Origin of the sequence: Nodularia sp. UHCC 0506, assembly GCF_034931045.1 — a bacterium.
In the GTDB taxonomy this organism is placed as follows: domain Bacteria; phylum Cyanobacteriota; class Cyanobacteriia; order Cyanobacteriales; family Nostocaceae; genus Nodularia.
This window is the reverse complement of sequence record NZ_JAYGHH010000059.1, coordinates 1-13,345: the sequence shown is the minus strand read 5'-3', so window position 1 is coordinate 13,345 and position 13,345 is coordinate 1. Positions and strand designations below refer to the sequence as shown.

The following is a 13,345-nucleotide window of genomic DNA, read 5'->3' as shown; positions in this document are numbered from 1 at the left end:
GGTGATTAAAAATCAGCGTGTGCGGATGCTGAACAGCACTTTTCCTTATTTGAAGCGCCTGAAAGTTTTACCTGCAAAAACAGTAGAACTTGAAAGTAGTACACTTGATGAGTTGGAAGTCCAAGCTCATGAAGATTGTTTGCAAACCGATATAGTGGAATCTGAGCATCAAGAAAATACACCAGAATTAGTAACTGGTGATGCAAAGTTTCAGGATGAATCAGCTTTAGAAGTATCTATCCCACCGGATATAGAATTCAATGCAGAAGGTCATCTCTATTCATCGCCCCTGATTAGAAAGTGGATGCAAAGCCGGGGATATTCTCTACCTGAATCTATGATTGAGGTTTTAGATCAGCAAATAACACCAGATGAAGAGGTTCCACTTCCAACTCAAACTGTGGAATTTAACTCATCTCGCCTAGAATCGGTAACGGATCAGGATATCAGCGCAAATCAGATACCTTTACTGCGGAATGCTAGGCAAAGGGCGAGTGCAGCCAATGTTGTAGAAATAGAGAATATGACAACATTAGAACAGGTAGAAGCAGAAATTTCTATATCCTCTCCAGATTCACAATCACCACCGACTGATGATTCCAAAACACCTACGGCTTGGTTAACACAAGAATTTGTTGTTGAAGATACCTGGACTGAAATAGGCGTGGATGTGATAGACAGTCATTCTGCCGAACATCAAGAACCACCAATCTCAGATTTGTCCAGTACCCCACTTATGGAAGGGATAATTGTTGAGTCTCTGCCAATACCGCAATTACACGTACCAGAAGGCGAACTAATTGCTGGTACTTTTGTCAAGGTTAGGGTAGAACTACCTCAAGTATCCCCGCAAATAGTTGTGAAATTATGGGTGGAAGATTGCCAAACTCGCTGGCTGCTAGATGGACCCCATTTGCTCACAGACTTGCAACCTAACACCTTGGGGAGTTTAGAAGTGATGACTCAGTTAAATATTCCTTTTGGTTGCTTGGAAATTCGCTTGGAGGCGATCGCTTTTGATCAGGCTACCCAACAAGAAAGCCACAAAGTCACAGTGGTGCGGACTGTGATTCCTCCAGACTTGCCAAATTTACAGTTAGATGAATTACTAGGGATTTGAAAAAATCACACAGGAGTTGTGTTAATAATTTTGAGAATTTCAAAAATCGGGTGAATTTTGCAGTAAGCTCGTTTTCGAGGATTGTCTAATTATTCAATAGGAAAGTTAACTATGGCAGCTTCATTTTTGCCTTCTATCTTGGTTCCTCTGACTGGTCTAGTTTTTCCAGCAGTGACAATGGCGTTTTTGCTGTTATACATCGAACGCGATGATATCAGCTAATTAGTAGAATGATTTTCCCACGTCTTTAAGGCGTGGGATATCAATTTATATTGACATACCTCCTCTTCTCTCAAGGCTTTGATCAACAGAACTCAGCACTCACGACTCACGACTCAGCACTCAGCACTTTCATACACAAACCGCCTGTCTTTCAGAAACAAGCGGTTTGTTAATGCTAATTTTTAAACAATTGTCCGAAAATTCAGACTCAAGCTCTTTTTACATTGAAGAACCAACACCAGAGTAGGCTCCGTAAAAGAAAATACCTACAACTGTAATTACACCTAAACCTGCGATTGTAGCGACAACCCACAGGGGAATTCTTCCACTTCCAGCAGACACAGCTTTCTCTCCTCCCTTAATAACAAATTAACACTGAGTTCAATAAACAAAGATTTACAACACTTGCTCTGTGTTAGTTAAAGAAGTAACTAGAGAACAGAATTCCTAGAACAAAGACTAAAAGTAGTCCCAGGTATAGTGAAGTTCGGTTTAGTTCAACCGGTTGATTATTTGGATTGGGCGATCTTTCCATAATTTTCTCCTAGCGTTGAATAAATTGCATGGCGGCGATCGCACCTAGAAAGAAGACGGAGGGTACGCCTAAAGTATGAACTGCCAGCCATCTCACTGTAAAAATGGGATAGGAAACTGGTTGATTTATGTCATTTCCGCTAGTCATGATCTCAAACTACTTTCCAATAAATTGTTCAACTTGCTGTTTAGCACCAAAACGATCCTTTACAATCGGCACTTCTTGGCGTGTTTGTGTGTAGTATTCGTTAGGACGGGGAGTGCCAAAAGCATCATAAGCTAATCCAGTGCTGACAAATAGCCATCCGGCAATAAATAATGCTGGAATGGTGATGCTGTGGATTACCCAGTAACGAATGCTGGTAATAATGTCCGAAAACGGACGTTCTCCAGTGGTACCTGACATTTAGATTCCTACCTTCACAAAGATTGTTATTGTCTATTATCCTACAAAGTTAAGAAAGAGTTACAAGTTGCAACGACCTTCTCAGAAATCAGAACGAATACTGAAGCCTATCATGCCACTAAGCAGCCTCTGGTGAGGAGGTTTCGGCAATGTTTGGTTGGTATTTTAGCAAAACGCCGCGATCGCCGATCACAAATCCCTGATTAGGATTGAAGAAAACAACTTTATACAAATTAGCCGCTACTCCTTCCACATCACGATCTTTTTCCCAAGTTTGCCCACCATCAGAGCTTAAAAGTAAATTACCGCTACCGCCACCAATCCAAAGTTCATTGGGAGTGCGATAAGCCAAATCTAGTAAACCCCAGCTTGTTGCCAATTCAGGATTTTGCGGTTCTTGCCACTCTTCAGGACTATTGGGATCGCTAAATTGCACCTGACCCCCTCGTGCTAGTAACCACAACTGCCCATTCTCAGCAAAACCCATATTTTCTAAACGGCGAGAATTATTGCGGTTATGGGGTTCCCAAGTAGTTTGTCCTGGTTCCCAAGTTGAGTAAAAACTACCCTTAGCCGAAACAGCAACATATTTGCCATCAGCAGAGCGTTCCATATTACGCACTACACCAACGGCTCCTTCCACCTGAGCTTTCCAGTTTATACCACCATCTTCAGTTCTATATATTGCTCCCACATCTGTAGCCATTTCCGCCGAATTTTCTCCCAGGGCATAAATAGCAATGGGATTACCAGGTAGCTTTTCACTCAAAGCAATGCGCGACCAAGAATTACCTTCATCAGTAGTATGTAGCAGTAGTGAAGGTTCACCCAAAATCCAGCCTTCTTGACCAGCAAAACTTACTGAGTCAAACCGAGTCTTAGGATCGTCGAGTACTAATGTGAGTGGGTTCCAAGTATCACCACCATCATTAGTCTCCAAAAGGGTCGCATCGCCACCCACTAAAAAACCATGCTGAGGGTTATCAGTAAAGGCAATATCCAGCAGCTTTGAATCTGTTGGCACAGAAATAATCGCCCAAGGGTTAGAGACAGTAGAGGGGACTTTGCTACAACCTATACACAAGAAAACTACTATCAACAAGGCAAATATTCTTTGCCAACTTTTCATAATACCCATTGAATGCATTAGTATTTTTTACTTTTTTCTAAATCTTTTACCGGAGTAGCGATCGCTGCCCTCTAAAATTTGCTAAAAAAGATAACGGGTCTTATTGTAAGCCGTACAGACTGATAAAAAACAAAAAACCCAGAGCCAAGGCCCCAAAAATCAGGATATTTTTTTGCGCCGGTGTTAGCGTGTTAACACCTAAACCATAACCAAGATTTTCTTTAAAACCTGATGCCGTACCAGCAGGGCCAATATTGGCAAAAGCAATCTTCTTCGCCGTACACACTGGACAACGCCAAGTTATAGGCAGTTCAGCAAACAGAGTACCTGGGTCAATATTATGGCTATCGTCTCCCTTTTCAGGTTCGTAAACATAACCACAGGCACGGCATTCATAACGGTCTAATGCCGGAGTTTCAACAGCTTGTTCGTTAGCTTGTTCGCTCATGGCTAAAATCTCACAGAGGAGAAATATTAAATATACGTTACAAATTATGACATAACTGTGAGACTTTTCCATCATCTGCAAAAACGATAAATACCTGAAATCGTTCTGTTTCACAGATTTCATCAAAAGCAACCAGATATAATGTAAAAGAAACTAACAGCCTTATTTACACCATAAGCGGTAGATATTCATTGTGTTTGTCCTCAGCGGTTACGAGTACCTTCTAGGCTTCTTCATCATCTGTAGCCTAGTCCCTGCCCTTGCACTTTCAGCCTCCAAGCTCCTGCGACCCAGTGGTAACAGCCTAGAACGGCGCACTACTTATGAATCTGGCATGGAACCTATCGGTGGAGCCTGGATTCAGTTCAATATTCGCTACTATATGTTTGCCTTAGTCTTCGTCGTCTTTGACGTGGAGACCGTATTCTTGTACCCTTGGGCGGTTGCCTTCCATCGTCTAGGGCTTTTGGCATTCATTGAAGCCTTAGTTTTTATTTCAATTCTTGTAGTTGCCCTAGTCTACGCCTGGCGTAAAGGAGCGTTGGAATGGTCTTGAATTCAAATTTAATCACCCCAGACAAAGAGCAAATCATTAACCCAGTTGAACGTCCCACAATCACACAGGACTTGTCAGAAAACGTCATCCTGACCACAGTTGATGACCTTTATAACTGGGCAAGACTTTCGAGTCTGTGGCCTTTGCTTTTTGGTACAGCTTGCTGCTTCATCGAATTTGCAGCTTTAATCGGCTCCCGGTTTGACTTTGATCGTTTTGGACTTATCCCCCGTTCCAGCCCCCGTCAAGCCGATTTAATCATTACAGCAGGCACAATTACCATGAAGATGGCACCCCAATTGGTGCGTCTTTATGAACAAATGCCCGAACCCAAGTATGTCATCGCTATGGGTGCTTGTACAATTACTGGCGGGATGTTCAGCATGGACTCTCCCACAGCTGTACGCGGAGTTGATAAATTGATTCCTGTAGATGTTTACTTGCCTGGTTGTCCCCCCCGTCCCGAAGCGATTATTGACGCAATTATTAAATTGCGGAAAAAGATAGCTAACGATTCCATGCAGGAACGGGGTCAACTGAAGCAAACCCACCGTTTCTACAGCACAACTCACAATCTCAAGCCCAGTGAGCAAATTTTAACCGGTAAATATTTGCAGTCAGAAACTCGCTACACACCACCCAAGGAATTGACGGAAGCTATTGGTTTGCCAGTTCCACCTGCGCTGCTAACAGCAAAGACACAAGAGAAGGAGCAAAACCGTGGCTGAAGAAGAATCCAAACCAGTACCAGCAGCAGAAGAGTCTCTAGTTAAAGCCGGTCAAATTTCCCAATGGTTAACGGAAAATGGTTTTGACCATGAGTCTTTGGAACCCGATAAGCTTGGAGTAGAAATCATTAAGGTAGAGGCAGATTTTCTGCTGCCTATTTCTACAGCCCTTTATGCTTACGGGTTTAATTACCTTCAGTTTCAATCTGGTATTGACCTTGGCCCTGGTGAAGATTTAGTCAGTGTCTATCACTTGATTAAAGTCGGTGATGATGCTGTTAAACCTGAAGAAATCCGGGTGAAAGTGTTCTTACCTCGTGAAAATCCCAGCGTGCCTTCAGTTTACTGGATCTGGAAAACCGCAGACTGGCAAGAACGCGAAACTTACGATATGTTCGGCATTGTCTATGAAGGTCATCCGAATTTGAAGCGGATTTTGATGCCGGAAGATTGGGTGGGTTGGCCTTTACGCAAGGATTACATCTCGCCTGATTTCTACGAGTTACAAGATGCTTATTAGGTAGCGCTGATTTTCAGCAGTGAGAATTTTGTTTAACTCACCTTAGCCCCTTTCCGGTCGCGGAGAGGGGTAATGTTTTTTTAACGCAAAGGGGCGCGGAGGTTAGCGCAAAGGTTCGCTGATAATGAGGTATAATGACAACGATCAAAGAGAATTTGAAAAGCTTGTGATTAAGATAGCCTCAAATGAACCAGAAGATTGTTCTCAACCAATGATTAAAAGGGATGATATAGACTTTATAAGCTTGACCTTTTTTGAATTCAAAATTCAAAATTCAAAATGCAAAATGAAGAAGAAATAAAATTTTGTAATTGATTAATTCTGGGTACAAGCCCCTGCCATAATCTTTGATTTGGCAGTCTTCAATCAGTGGTGGGTACAAGCCCCGACTGATTGTCTTTAATTTTGAATTAATAATTTTGAATTTTGAATTGATTTGACACCATTCCCAGGTTGTCGAGGAGATAGATCGTATCCAATTGCTAAATCTGAAAGTGAATTCAATCAATTTCTTGATTACTATTTGAATCTAATAATTAAGGCTGAGATATCTATAGGCAGTATACACAGTGAACGTCTAAGGCCTATCACATTTTTCCCAAAAAATAGAATTAATTGTTGGAAGAAGCAGAGCTAGTAAGCATTTTAAAGCTTTTTAAAGCTATCAAGGTGCGAGCAAATCTTTATATTTCTGTTGAAACGTTGGATAATCCAAGATGTTCCACAAATGGTAAAAAATCTTTGTCACTGAATAAAAGTGAGTTTTGGGTTTCAATACAGAAAGTTGCGATAATAACATCAGCCGTCTTCCGAATGGTGATACCACCCTTTCTGAGAAATCTATAGTTATCAACACTTTTGAGAGCAAAATTAACACCCAACATTTCAAAAATTGTCAGAGAAGTTAACAATTTATTTGCTGTTCTATAATCGGTATCTGAGCGAAATCCTTGTAAAACTTCAGTCAAAATCAGGTCGCCAATTGCAAGCGGTTCTACTCCCAGAAGACCATCTAGTTTATTTGTTTCTGGGGTTTCCCTGCCATTGAAATAGTCTATCCAGACGCTTGAATCTACAAGAATCATTGATTTGTTCTTATTTCTTCAAGGTCGCCTTCCCATTTTAGATTGCCTCTATAAGTTTTAATCTTTTCTTGTTGTTTTAGTTTAATCAGTGTTTTCAGCCCAAGTTCTATCACTTCTCTTTGAGTTTTAATTCCAGTTGCTTTAATAGCATCATCTATAAGTTTTTCATCAATAACAATGTTGTTAATCATGACAGGGTTACATGGATACTCTGGATAGGATATTCTGATAATCAATTCAACTTGACTTGAGGCGATTTGCAAAGGTGAATTAGCGTTTAATTGAATGTTAAAGCGTATTCATTGAAGTTGTCAACTAAATTATTAAAACATTTGTACTCATTTCGGTATAAAGTGTGAATCTGAATTTAGTATTTATGTACTATGGCAGTTGCAATTAAAGCGTTAGCCAGCTAAAAACTTGCTCAACAGTTAGGGATAAATCTATGTTGCTGAGAATGGGTAAAGAGTCTGCACCTGTGAGCATTTCAACTCGTTGATTTGGGAATATGCTTAAAATGCTGGCTTCTTCTGGAAAAATTAACCAGCCTAATTCTGTGCCATTTTGGGAACAGTGCAGCAGGTTACGGAGAACTTTGGCTTGGCTTTGGTCTGGGGAAAGGATTTCTATTGCCCAGTCGGGATGAGTTTTAAAGCGGTTGGCTATTCTGCCGCTTGGTTCACGGGGAATGCGTTCCCAACGAAATACGGCAATATCAGGAACTATGGCCGCACCACCAAAAACACAACGCAGTTCGGGGAAAGCAAGGGCAGTTTTTGGAATTTCCGCAACTTGATTAATAGTAGCAACCAGTTTACCTTGCAAACGGCTATGTTCTCCTTGAGGCATGGGTTTTTGGCTAATTTTTCCGTCAATATATTCGGAAGCTGGTTTAGTTTCGGGGAGTTCCAGAAATTCTTCTAAGGTGATGGATTTGACTAGCGTACTCATTGTTTTTCTTCGCCAAATTCTCTTATTTGTATTTTAGGTTTTCAATTTGTTAAAAAACCCCTACAAGATTTAACTTACAGGGGTTTTTCGTTTAAGCGGGCGGCGGGAATCGAACCCGCATTATTAGCTTGGAAGGCTAAAGTTTTACCACTAAACTACGCCCGCAAAATCAGAGATATTTAATTAGCTTAATGTCCTAATATACTAACTTTACGCAAAATAGAGATACGTTTTAGCTCGCACACAGACATGACTAAGCATAGCATACAATAATTGTATTGCACAAGATAATTTTCAAACTATATTTAAGTCCAGCATTTTTGCTAGTATGGGAAAATGACCAAGAAATCCGATGCTGACCGGAAGTCAGTTGATTCTGAGCAATTTACCGAGCCGACTGATGGCACAGATAAGTCGGGCGATCGCGCTTGGTCAAACCGTATTATTAATATCTGGAATAAAACTACAAACCGCTTCGGGAATCTCGTACCTGTAGAGCAAATAACACAAACCATCGTTCAATGGTTTAGCGTGAGTGAAACTGAGGTAGCTGAGATTTTGGCGACAGTTCGAGCCGAACTCCCAACCACAGAGGCTTTGCTCATTGGTAAGCCCCAATCTGGCAAAAGCTCCATTGTCCGGGGATTAACGGGAGTATCTGCGGAAATTATCGGTCAGGGATTTCGCCCCCATACTCAACATACCCAGCGTTACGCCTATCCTTCTAGTGAACTACCGTTGCTGATTTTTACAGATACGGTGGGACTGGGAGATGTAAATCAGGATACCCAAGCGGTTATTCAGGATTTGATTAATGATTTACAAGAATCGACTCGTCGGGCTAGAGTCCTGATTTTGACAGTCAAAATCAATGATTTCGCCACCGAGACACTGCGACAAATTGCGGAAAAACTCCGTCAGCAGTACCCAGAGATTCCCTGTCTACTGGCTGTTACCTGTTTACATGAAGTTTATCCCCCCAATACAGCCGACCATCCTGATTATCCACCAGACTATGAGGAAGTTAACCGCGCCTTTACAGCCATTGAGCAAGCTTTTACAGGATTATACGATCGCTCTGTCCTGATTGACTTCACTTTAGAAGAGGATGGCTATCATCCTGTGTTTTATGGCTTAGAAGTATTACGGGATTCCCTAGCGGAAATACTTCCAGAAGCAGAAGCCCGTGCAATTTATCAGTTATTAGATGATGCAGCCAGTAAGCAACTGGGCGATATTTACCGGGATGCTGGTCGGCGTTATATTTTACCATTTTCGATTATGGCAGCGGCCTTGGCGGCTGTGCCATTACCATTCGCTACTATGCCAGTTTTAACTTCCTTGCAAGTCTCAATGGTGGGTCTGCTAGGAAAATTATATGGGCAAACGGTAACACCATCACAGGCAGGAGGTGTTGTTAGTGCGATCGCAGGTGGTTTTTTAGCCCAAGCTGTTGCACGAGAGTTAATCAAATTTGTACCTGGTTTCGGTAGCGTCATCGCTGCTTCTTGGGCTGCTGCTTACACTTGGGCGCTGGGAGAAGGTGCTTGTGTTTATTTTGGTGACTTGATGGGCGGTAAGAAACCTGATCCTCAAAAAATCCAGGTAGTGATCAAAGAAGCCTTTCAGAAAGCACAGGAAATGTTTAAAGGAATCAAAACCTGAAAATCATTAGACAAACACAATTTTTAAAACTCTTCCTCTGGTGCGACTCTGCGCCTCTGCGTGATAAAAACTCATATCTTGATTCACCAACCAGCTTCTGTGATCAAAAAATTGAAGATTTATTTTCAGTTGCTTGAACAAACGCCTCAAATTGACCGTTGGGTGTCCATTGGATAGCGCCGTCATCTCTAGTGAAAAATAATTGTGTGTTGTTTTTAGTCAGTTCAGATAAAGTTTTGGCATCAAGGTTAGCACTATAAGCGATCGCTACCTGTGGTTGAAACATTTGTACTAAATCTCTCAAAGACTGAGGACTACACCACAACACTTGCGGGCGCATCAAGCTTCCAGCCTTATATAGCTGTTCCACTTCTTGAGGCTTAACATTACCTACCAATAGCCAATTTTGACCTTGAATTTGAAATTGTAAAACAGGTAACTGCTCATTAATTAATTGAGCCACCACCGTACCAGTATTTACAGTTTGACCAGGTGCTAAAGGCTGATATGCTCCTTGTTGCTTTTGGATTTCCTGTTGAATTGCCTGAATAGTAGTGGTACTTTTGAGATTGGGTGAATATTCATAAAAATTTTTAATCGGTAAAGTTTGCAGCACTTCCAACCAAGCATTGCTATCTTGATATTTAAAATTACTAGCGATCGCCCAATCTATTTGATTAACGCCCTGCTGTTGTAGAAATGGTAAAATTGTGAAACGTCCAGTTCCCTGATCACCACTATTAATCAGTGTCACCTTTCCCCGATCTTGAATGACTACAACTGGTTCTGTACCTGCGGCTAAGACAGTGATTCTAAATAACGTATTTGTATAATACCAAGATGGAATCAGCACCAAACTAATAGCGATTAAACCTGCGAACCACCAGCGTTTCTGCCACCAACGTACTAGCCAAACCGAAATAATCACTGCATATATCGCTAGTAACTGCAACGTAGATATACTTCCCACTCTGAGAGAATTACTCGGTAAACTACTAAATGCTTCTACTAATTTAATCAGCCAATCAGTAGGGTAATATAATACACCAGCCAAAGCACTACCACCCGCAGGCCAAACTAATGCGGCGATCGCACTAATAATCCCACCTATACTAATAGTTGCAATCAAAGGAGTACTGATAATATTCAGTAGCAAAGCATAAGCAGGCATTACCCCAAATACATAAAGTTGCAGAGGTAAAGTCCAAATTGTCGCAGCCAGAGGAACAGCAATTAAAGAGGCGATCGCCAGTGGTAGCCAATCTAAGCGTTTCACAAGTGCCGGAACTGTGACAATTAACCCTAGCGTGGCTAAAAAACTCAATTGAAAGCCTAAATCCCAAATCCACAAAGGGTTAATTAACAATAATATAGTTGCAGCTAATAACAAAGAGCCAAATTGTTTAACTTTTCTTTTTAACAGCAAACCAACTAACGCCGCAAAACCCATAATTACGGCACGCAGTACCGAAGGCTGAAACCCTGTTAAACTCAGGAAAATAATTAACGCCAAACAGCCAAAAGTAAATTGTGTTCCCTTAGATGCCCGCCTTGTCAGCTGTAGAATCAAACCCAAGACCAAAGAAACGTGAAATCCTGAAGCAGCCAAAGTGTGAGCCAAACCAGCTTTCACAAATAAATCACGGATATCGTAAGGTAAATCAACCGCCCTACTACCCAGAACCATTGCACTAACAAGGGGGCCAGCTGGAACACCTAACCAACGAACCTGCGATCGCACAATGCGTTGCCGAACTTGCCACCATCCCCACTCACGTTCATCATACTGATCAAGAACATTAATCTGTCTGCCAGTCAAACCAGCAAATATGCCCTGTTGCTTAAGAAACCTCTGAAAATCGAAAGCACCAGGATTTGATGCAGTCCTCGGCTTATATAAAACTCCAGTTACCGCAATTTGTTGACCAGGATATAACCCAGTAGCCTGAAGTATTGGCACTGTCACATATAATTTACCAGTCACACCCTTAGAAACATCTACCGGGCCAGTTTCATTTTTTACCTCATCCAGTTGAGTAGCTGCTAACACAAATTGACCTCGTTGACTACGAGTCAAACGGGGATTACTCGCCACCTCCCCACGTACAATTACCAATTGTTGTTGATTACCGTTATTTTCTGAGGCAATAAACGTACTTATATCATGTTCATCTGGTTGGGGCGATCGCCATTGAAAATACCCAGTTGCTAACAACCCCACCAACCCAGCAACCAGGCATATTCTAGGATGGGGAGCATTTTGCCAAATATTAGGGACACCCTCAGTTTTACCACCAGCATTTGCATATTTTTCAGCAAATCGCCCTAATCTGCGTCTTCCAAACAGAACTGCTCCCACAACCCCAAAACCCAGAACCCAAAACCCACCCCCAGGAACACCCGTCAGCAGCAATCCCAGAATAAAGCCAAAACAGATAAACGCACCACTTGTCTGAATCATAAATCACTCATAAAAAAACTTACGTGTTCGTAGTAAGGGCTTTAGCCCTGAAAACCCTTGTACCGAATGCTAAAGAACTAACCACTATTTATACTTATTAAGTAAATAGTATTTACAATTAATTTAAAAATACCTGGGGAAGCACTAAAAGAAAGCCTTATCTTTTTTGGTGATGTGTATAGTAATTCGTTTTGGTTTCGTGAATATCGAAAATCGGGTATCTGACATCTTGCACTAGCCGATTAGAAGATTGGGCTACACAGACAAAACTCTCCTATGCAGGTTTGAGACTTTTGAGACTCTTGATTTTTCATTAGTCCGCGAAGGCGGACTTTGTTTGTATAGCCGCGATTTCTAATCGCCAGGACTAGGTACAAGATGTGAAGAATCTTATTGATTTTTACTTAAACAATGAAAGTATTACCCATAGAGCATAAAAGGCAATTGGAATCCAAAGCACCCAATTAGATCGATAATTAGCTGTATTTGCGGAATTTGAAATAAATTGTGGATTTTTTGGCTCTGAAACCAATTGCGGTAAAGGTTGTATGGGATCTGGGTGTATAACTGGATGCATAACTGGTTGTAAATCTTTGAGTGGAAAACCCAACCTTTCCCGTTGCTCAACATATAGATGAGCCACCTTCCGAGCCAAATGACGAATCCTCCCAATATAACGAGTTCGTTCCGTCACCGAAATCACACCTCTAGCATCCAGCAAATTAAACGTGTGCGAACACTTCATCACATAATCCAGACTCGGTACAACCAACCCACGCTCAGTTAACTGACCAGCTTCCTGCTCATATAAATTAAACAGTGTCAGCAGCAACTCAGGATTCGACCCCTCAAAATTATAAGTACACTGCTCAATCTCACTTTGCAGAAAAACATCACCATAAGTAATAGTGTCCGTCCAATCAATCTTAGTAATAGCTTCCACCTGCTGGAGATACATCACCAACCGCTCCAACCCGTAAGTAATTTCAATAGATACAGGACGACAATCAATTCCCCCACACTGTTGGAAATAGGTAAATTGAGTAATTTCCATCCCATCTAACCAAACTTCCCAGCCAGTACCCCAAGCGCCCACCGTCGCATCTTCCCAGTTATCTTCCACAAACCGAACATCGTGATCTTCTGGACGAATGCCCAAAACCCTCAAAGAATCGAGATAAATATCTTGAATATTATCCGGTGACGGCTTAATCAAAACTTGGTACTGATAATAGTGTTGAAAACGATTCGGATTTTCGCCGTAACGGCCATCAGTAGGACGACGACATGGTTCAACATAAGCAACAGACCAAGGTTCCGGCCCCAACGCCCTTAAAAATGTATGCGGGTTTTTAGTACCTGCCCCCTTCTCAATATCGTAAGGCTGGGCAATTAAACAACCACGTTCACCCCAAAACTGATGCAATAAAGTAATAACAGACTGAAAATTCACGCTCTACCCTCCCGTAATCAACAAAGTGCATAAACCATTGTTGCCTACAACCTAGCACTGTGGGGAG

Annotated in this window: 16 protein-coding genes, 1 tRNA gene and 1 pseudogene; 6 read left to right on the top strand and 12 right to left on the bottom strand. The window is 41.6% G+C overall.

Translation table 11 applies throughout. The features are described from left to right. Together VB654_RS22505 and psaI are read left to right on the top strand one after the other, a co-directional pair. A pseudogene (locus VB654_RS22505) lies at nt 1-1,120 on the top strand (hypothetical protein); the annotation flags it as partial. A gap of 111 nt (nt 1,121-1,231) precedes the next feature. Next, a complete protein-coding gene (psaI, locus tag VB654_RS22500) occupies nt 1,232-1,342 on the top strand; it encodes a photosystem I reaction center subunit VIII (RefSeq protein WP_071839278.1) in 111 nt (36 codons plus the stop codon). Nucleotides 1,343-1,561: 219 nt separating this feature from the next. Here the strand turns inward: psaI and VB654_RS22495 are convergent, their stop codons facing one another. The 6 genes from VB654_RS22495 to VB654_RS22470 form a co-directional block, all read right to left on the bottom strand. Beyond that, a complete protein-coding gene (locus VB654_RS22495; RefSeq protein ID WP_006197409.1) occupies nt 1,562-1,684 on the bottom strand; it encodes a photosystem II reaction center protein J in 123 nt (40 codons plus the stop codon). Between the two features lie 73 nt (nt 1,685-1,757). Beyond that, the gene (locus VB654_RS22490) at nt 1,758-1,877 is read right to left on the bottom strand and encodes a photosystem II reaction center protein L (protein WP_015209609.1); all 120 of its coding nucleotides are present in this window, start codon (nt 1,875-1,877) and stop codon (nt 1,758-1,760) included. A 9-nt stretch (nt 1,878-1,886) separates the two neighbouring features. Then, entirely contained in the window at nt 1,887-2,024 is a 138-nt protein-coding gene (gene psbF / locus VB654_RS22485; RefSeq protein WP_089090733.1) for a cytochrome b559 subunit beta, read from the bottom strand. Nucleotides 2,025-2,033: 9 nt separating this feature from the next. Next, complete coding sequence (gene psbE, locus VB654_RS22480; RefSeq protein WP_194000794.1) at nt 2,034-2,282, bottom strand: cytochrome b559 subunit alpha; 249 nt, start codon at nt 2,280-2,282, stop codon at nt 2,034-2,036. A gap of 118 nt (nt 2,283-2,400) precedes the next feature. Then, nucleotides 2,401-3,420, bottom strand: a complete 1,020-nt coding sequence (locus tag VB654_RS22475; protein WP_323216050.1) for a photosynthesis system II assembly factor Ycf48 — start codon at nt 3,418-3,420, stop codon at nt 2,401-2,403. A 91-nt stretch (nt 3,421-3,511) separates the two neighbouring features. Next, nucleotides 3,512-3,859, bottom strand: coding sequence for a rubredoxin (locus VB654_RS22470; protein ID WP_323216049.1), 348 nt, complete (start codon nt 3,857-3,859; stop codon nt 3,512-3,514). Between the two features lie 193 nt (nt 3,860-4,052). Between VB654_RS22470 and ndhC the strand changes: the two genes are divergently transcribed. Genes ndhC through VB654_RS22455 form a run of 3 tightly spaced genes read left to right on the top strand, consistent with a single transcriptional unit; the run spans nt 4,053 to nt 5,663 of the window. Further along, a complete protein-coding gene (ndhC, locus tag VB654_RS22465; protein ID WP_006197415.1) occupies nt 4,053-4,415 on the top strand; it encodes a photosynthetic/respiratory NAD(P)H-quinone oxidoreductase subunit C in 363 nt (120 codons plus the stop codon). Beyond that, entirely contained in the window at nt 4,406-5,143 is a 738-nt protein-coding gene (ndhK, locus tag VB654_RS22460; RefSeq protein ID WP_323216048.1) for a photosynthetic/respiratory NAD(P)H-quinone oxidoreductase subunit K, read from the top strand. Before ndhC ends, ndhK begins: the two co-directional genes overlap by 10 nt. Further along, complete coding sequence (locus VB654_RS22455) at nt 5,136-5,663, top strand: NAD(P)H-quinone oxidoreductase subunit J (RefSeq protein WP_323216047.1); 528 nt, start codon at nt 5,136-5,138, stop codon at nt 5,661-5,663. Before ndhK ends, VB654_RS22455 begins: the two co-directional genes overlap by 8 nt. Nucleotides 5,664-6,346: 683 nt before the next feature. Here the strand turns inward: VB654_RS22455 and VB654_RS22450 are convergent. The 4 genes from VB654_RS22450 to VB654_RS22435 all read right to left on the bottom strand — a co-directional run bounded on the left by VB654_RS22450 (nt 6,347) and on the right by VB654_RS22435 (nt 7,864). Further along, on the bottom strand, nt 6,347-6,748 hold the full coding sequence (locus tag VB654_RS22450; protein ID WP_323216046.1) for a PIN domain nuclease: 402 nt from the start codon (nt 6,746-6,748) through the stop codon (nt 6,347-6,349). Then, on the bottom strand, nt 6,745-6,939 hold the full coding sequence (locus VB654_RS22445; protein WP_089090727.1) for a type II toxin-antitoxin system VapB family antitoxin: 195 nt from the start codon (nt 6,937-6,939) through the stop codon (nt 6,745-6,747). The genes VB654_RS22450 and VB654_RS22445 overlap by 4 nt, the downstream gene beginning before the upstream one ends. A 205-nt stretch (nt 6,940-7,144) precedes the next feature. Further along, nucleotides 7,145-7,699, bottom strand: a complete 555-nt coding sequence (locus VB654_RS22440) for a Uma2 family endonuclease (RefSeq protein ID WP_323216045.1) — start codon at nt 7,697-7,699, stop codon at nt 7,145-7,147. Between the two features lie 94 nt (nt 7,700-7,793). Next, a tRNA-Gly gene (locus tag VB654_RS22435) sits at nt 7,794-7,864 on the bottom strand. 171 nt (nt 7,865-8,035) lie between these two features. Here VB654_RS22435 and VB654_RS22430 point away from each other — a divergent pair. Then, entirely contained in the window at nt 8,036-9,364 is a 1,329-nt protein-coding gene (locus tag VB654_RS22430) for a GTPase family protein (RefSeq protein ID WP_323216044.1), read from the top strand. Between the two features lie 103 nt (nt 9,365-9,467). Here VB654_RS22430 and VB654_RS22425 read toward each other — a convergent pair whose 3' ends face one another. Both VB654_RS22425 and glyQ read right to left on the bottom strand, forming a co-directional pair. Then, nucleotides 9,468-11,825 carry a ComEC/Rec2 family competence protein gene (locus tag VB654_RS22425; RefSeq protein ID WP_323216043.1) on the bottom strand — a complete coding sequence of 786 codons (2,358 nt, stop codon included), beginning with the start codon at nt 11,823-11,825 and terminating at the stop codon, nt 9,468-9,470. A 400-nt stretch (nt 11,826-12,225) separates the two neighbouring features. Next, entirely contained in the window at nt 12,226-13,278 is a 1,053-nt protein-coding gene (glyQ, locus tag VB654_RS22420) for a glycine--tRNA ligase subunit alpha (RefSeq protein WP_416235704.1), read from the bottom strand. Between the last annotated feature and the right edge of the window lie 67 nt (nt 13,279-13,345).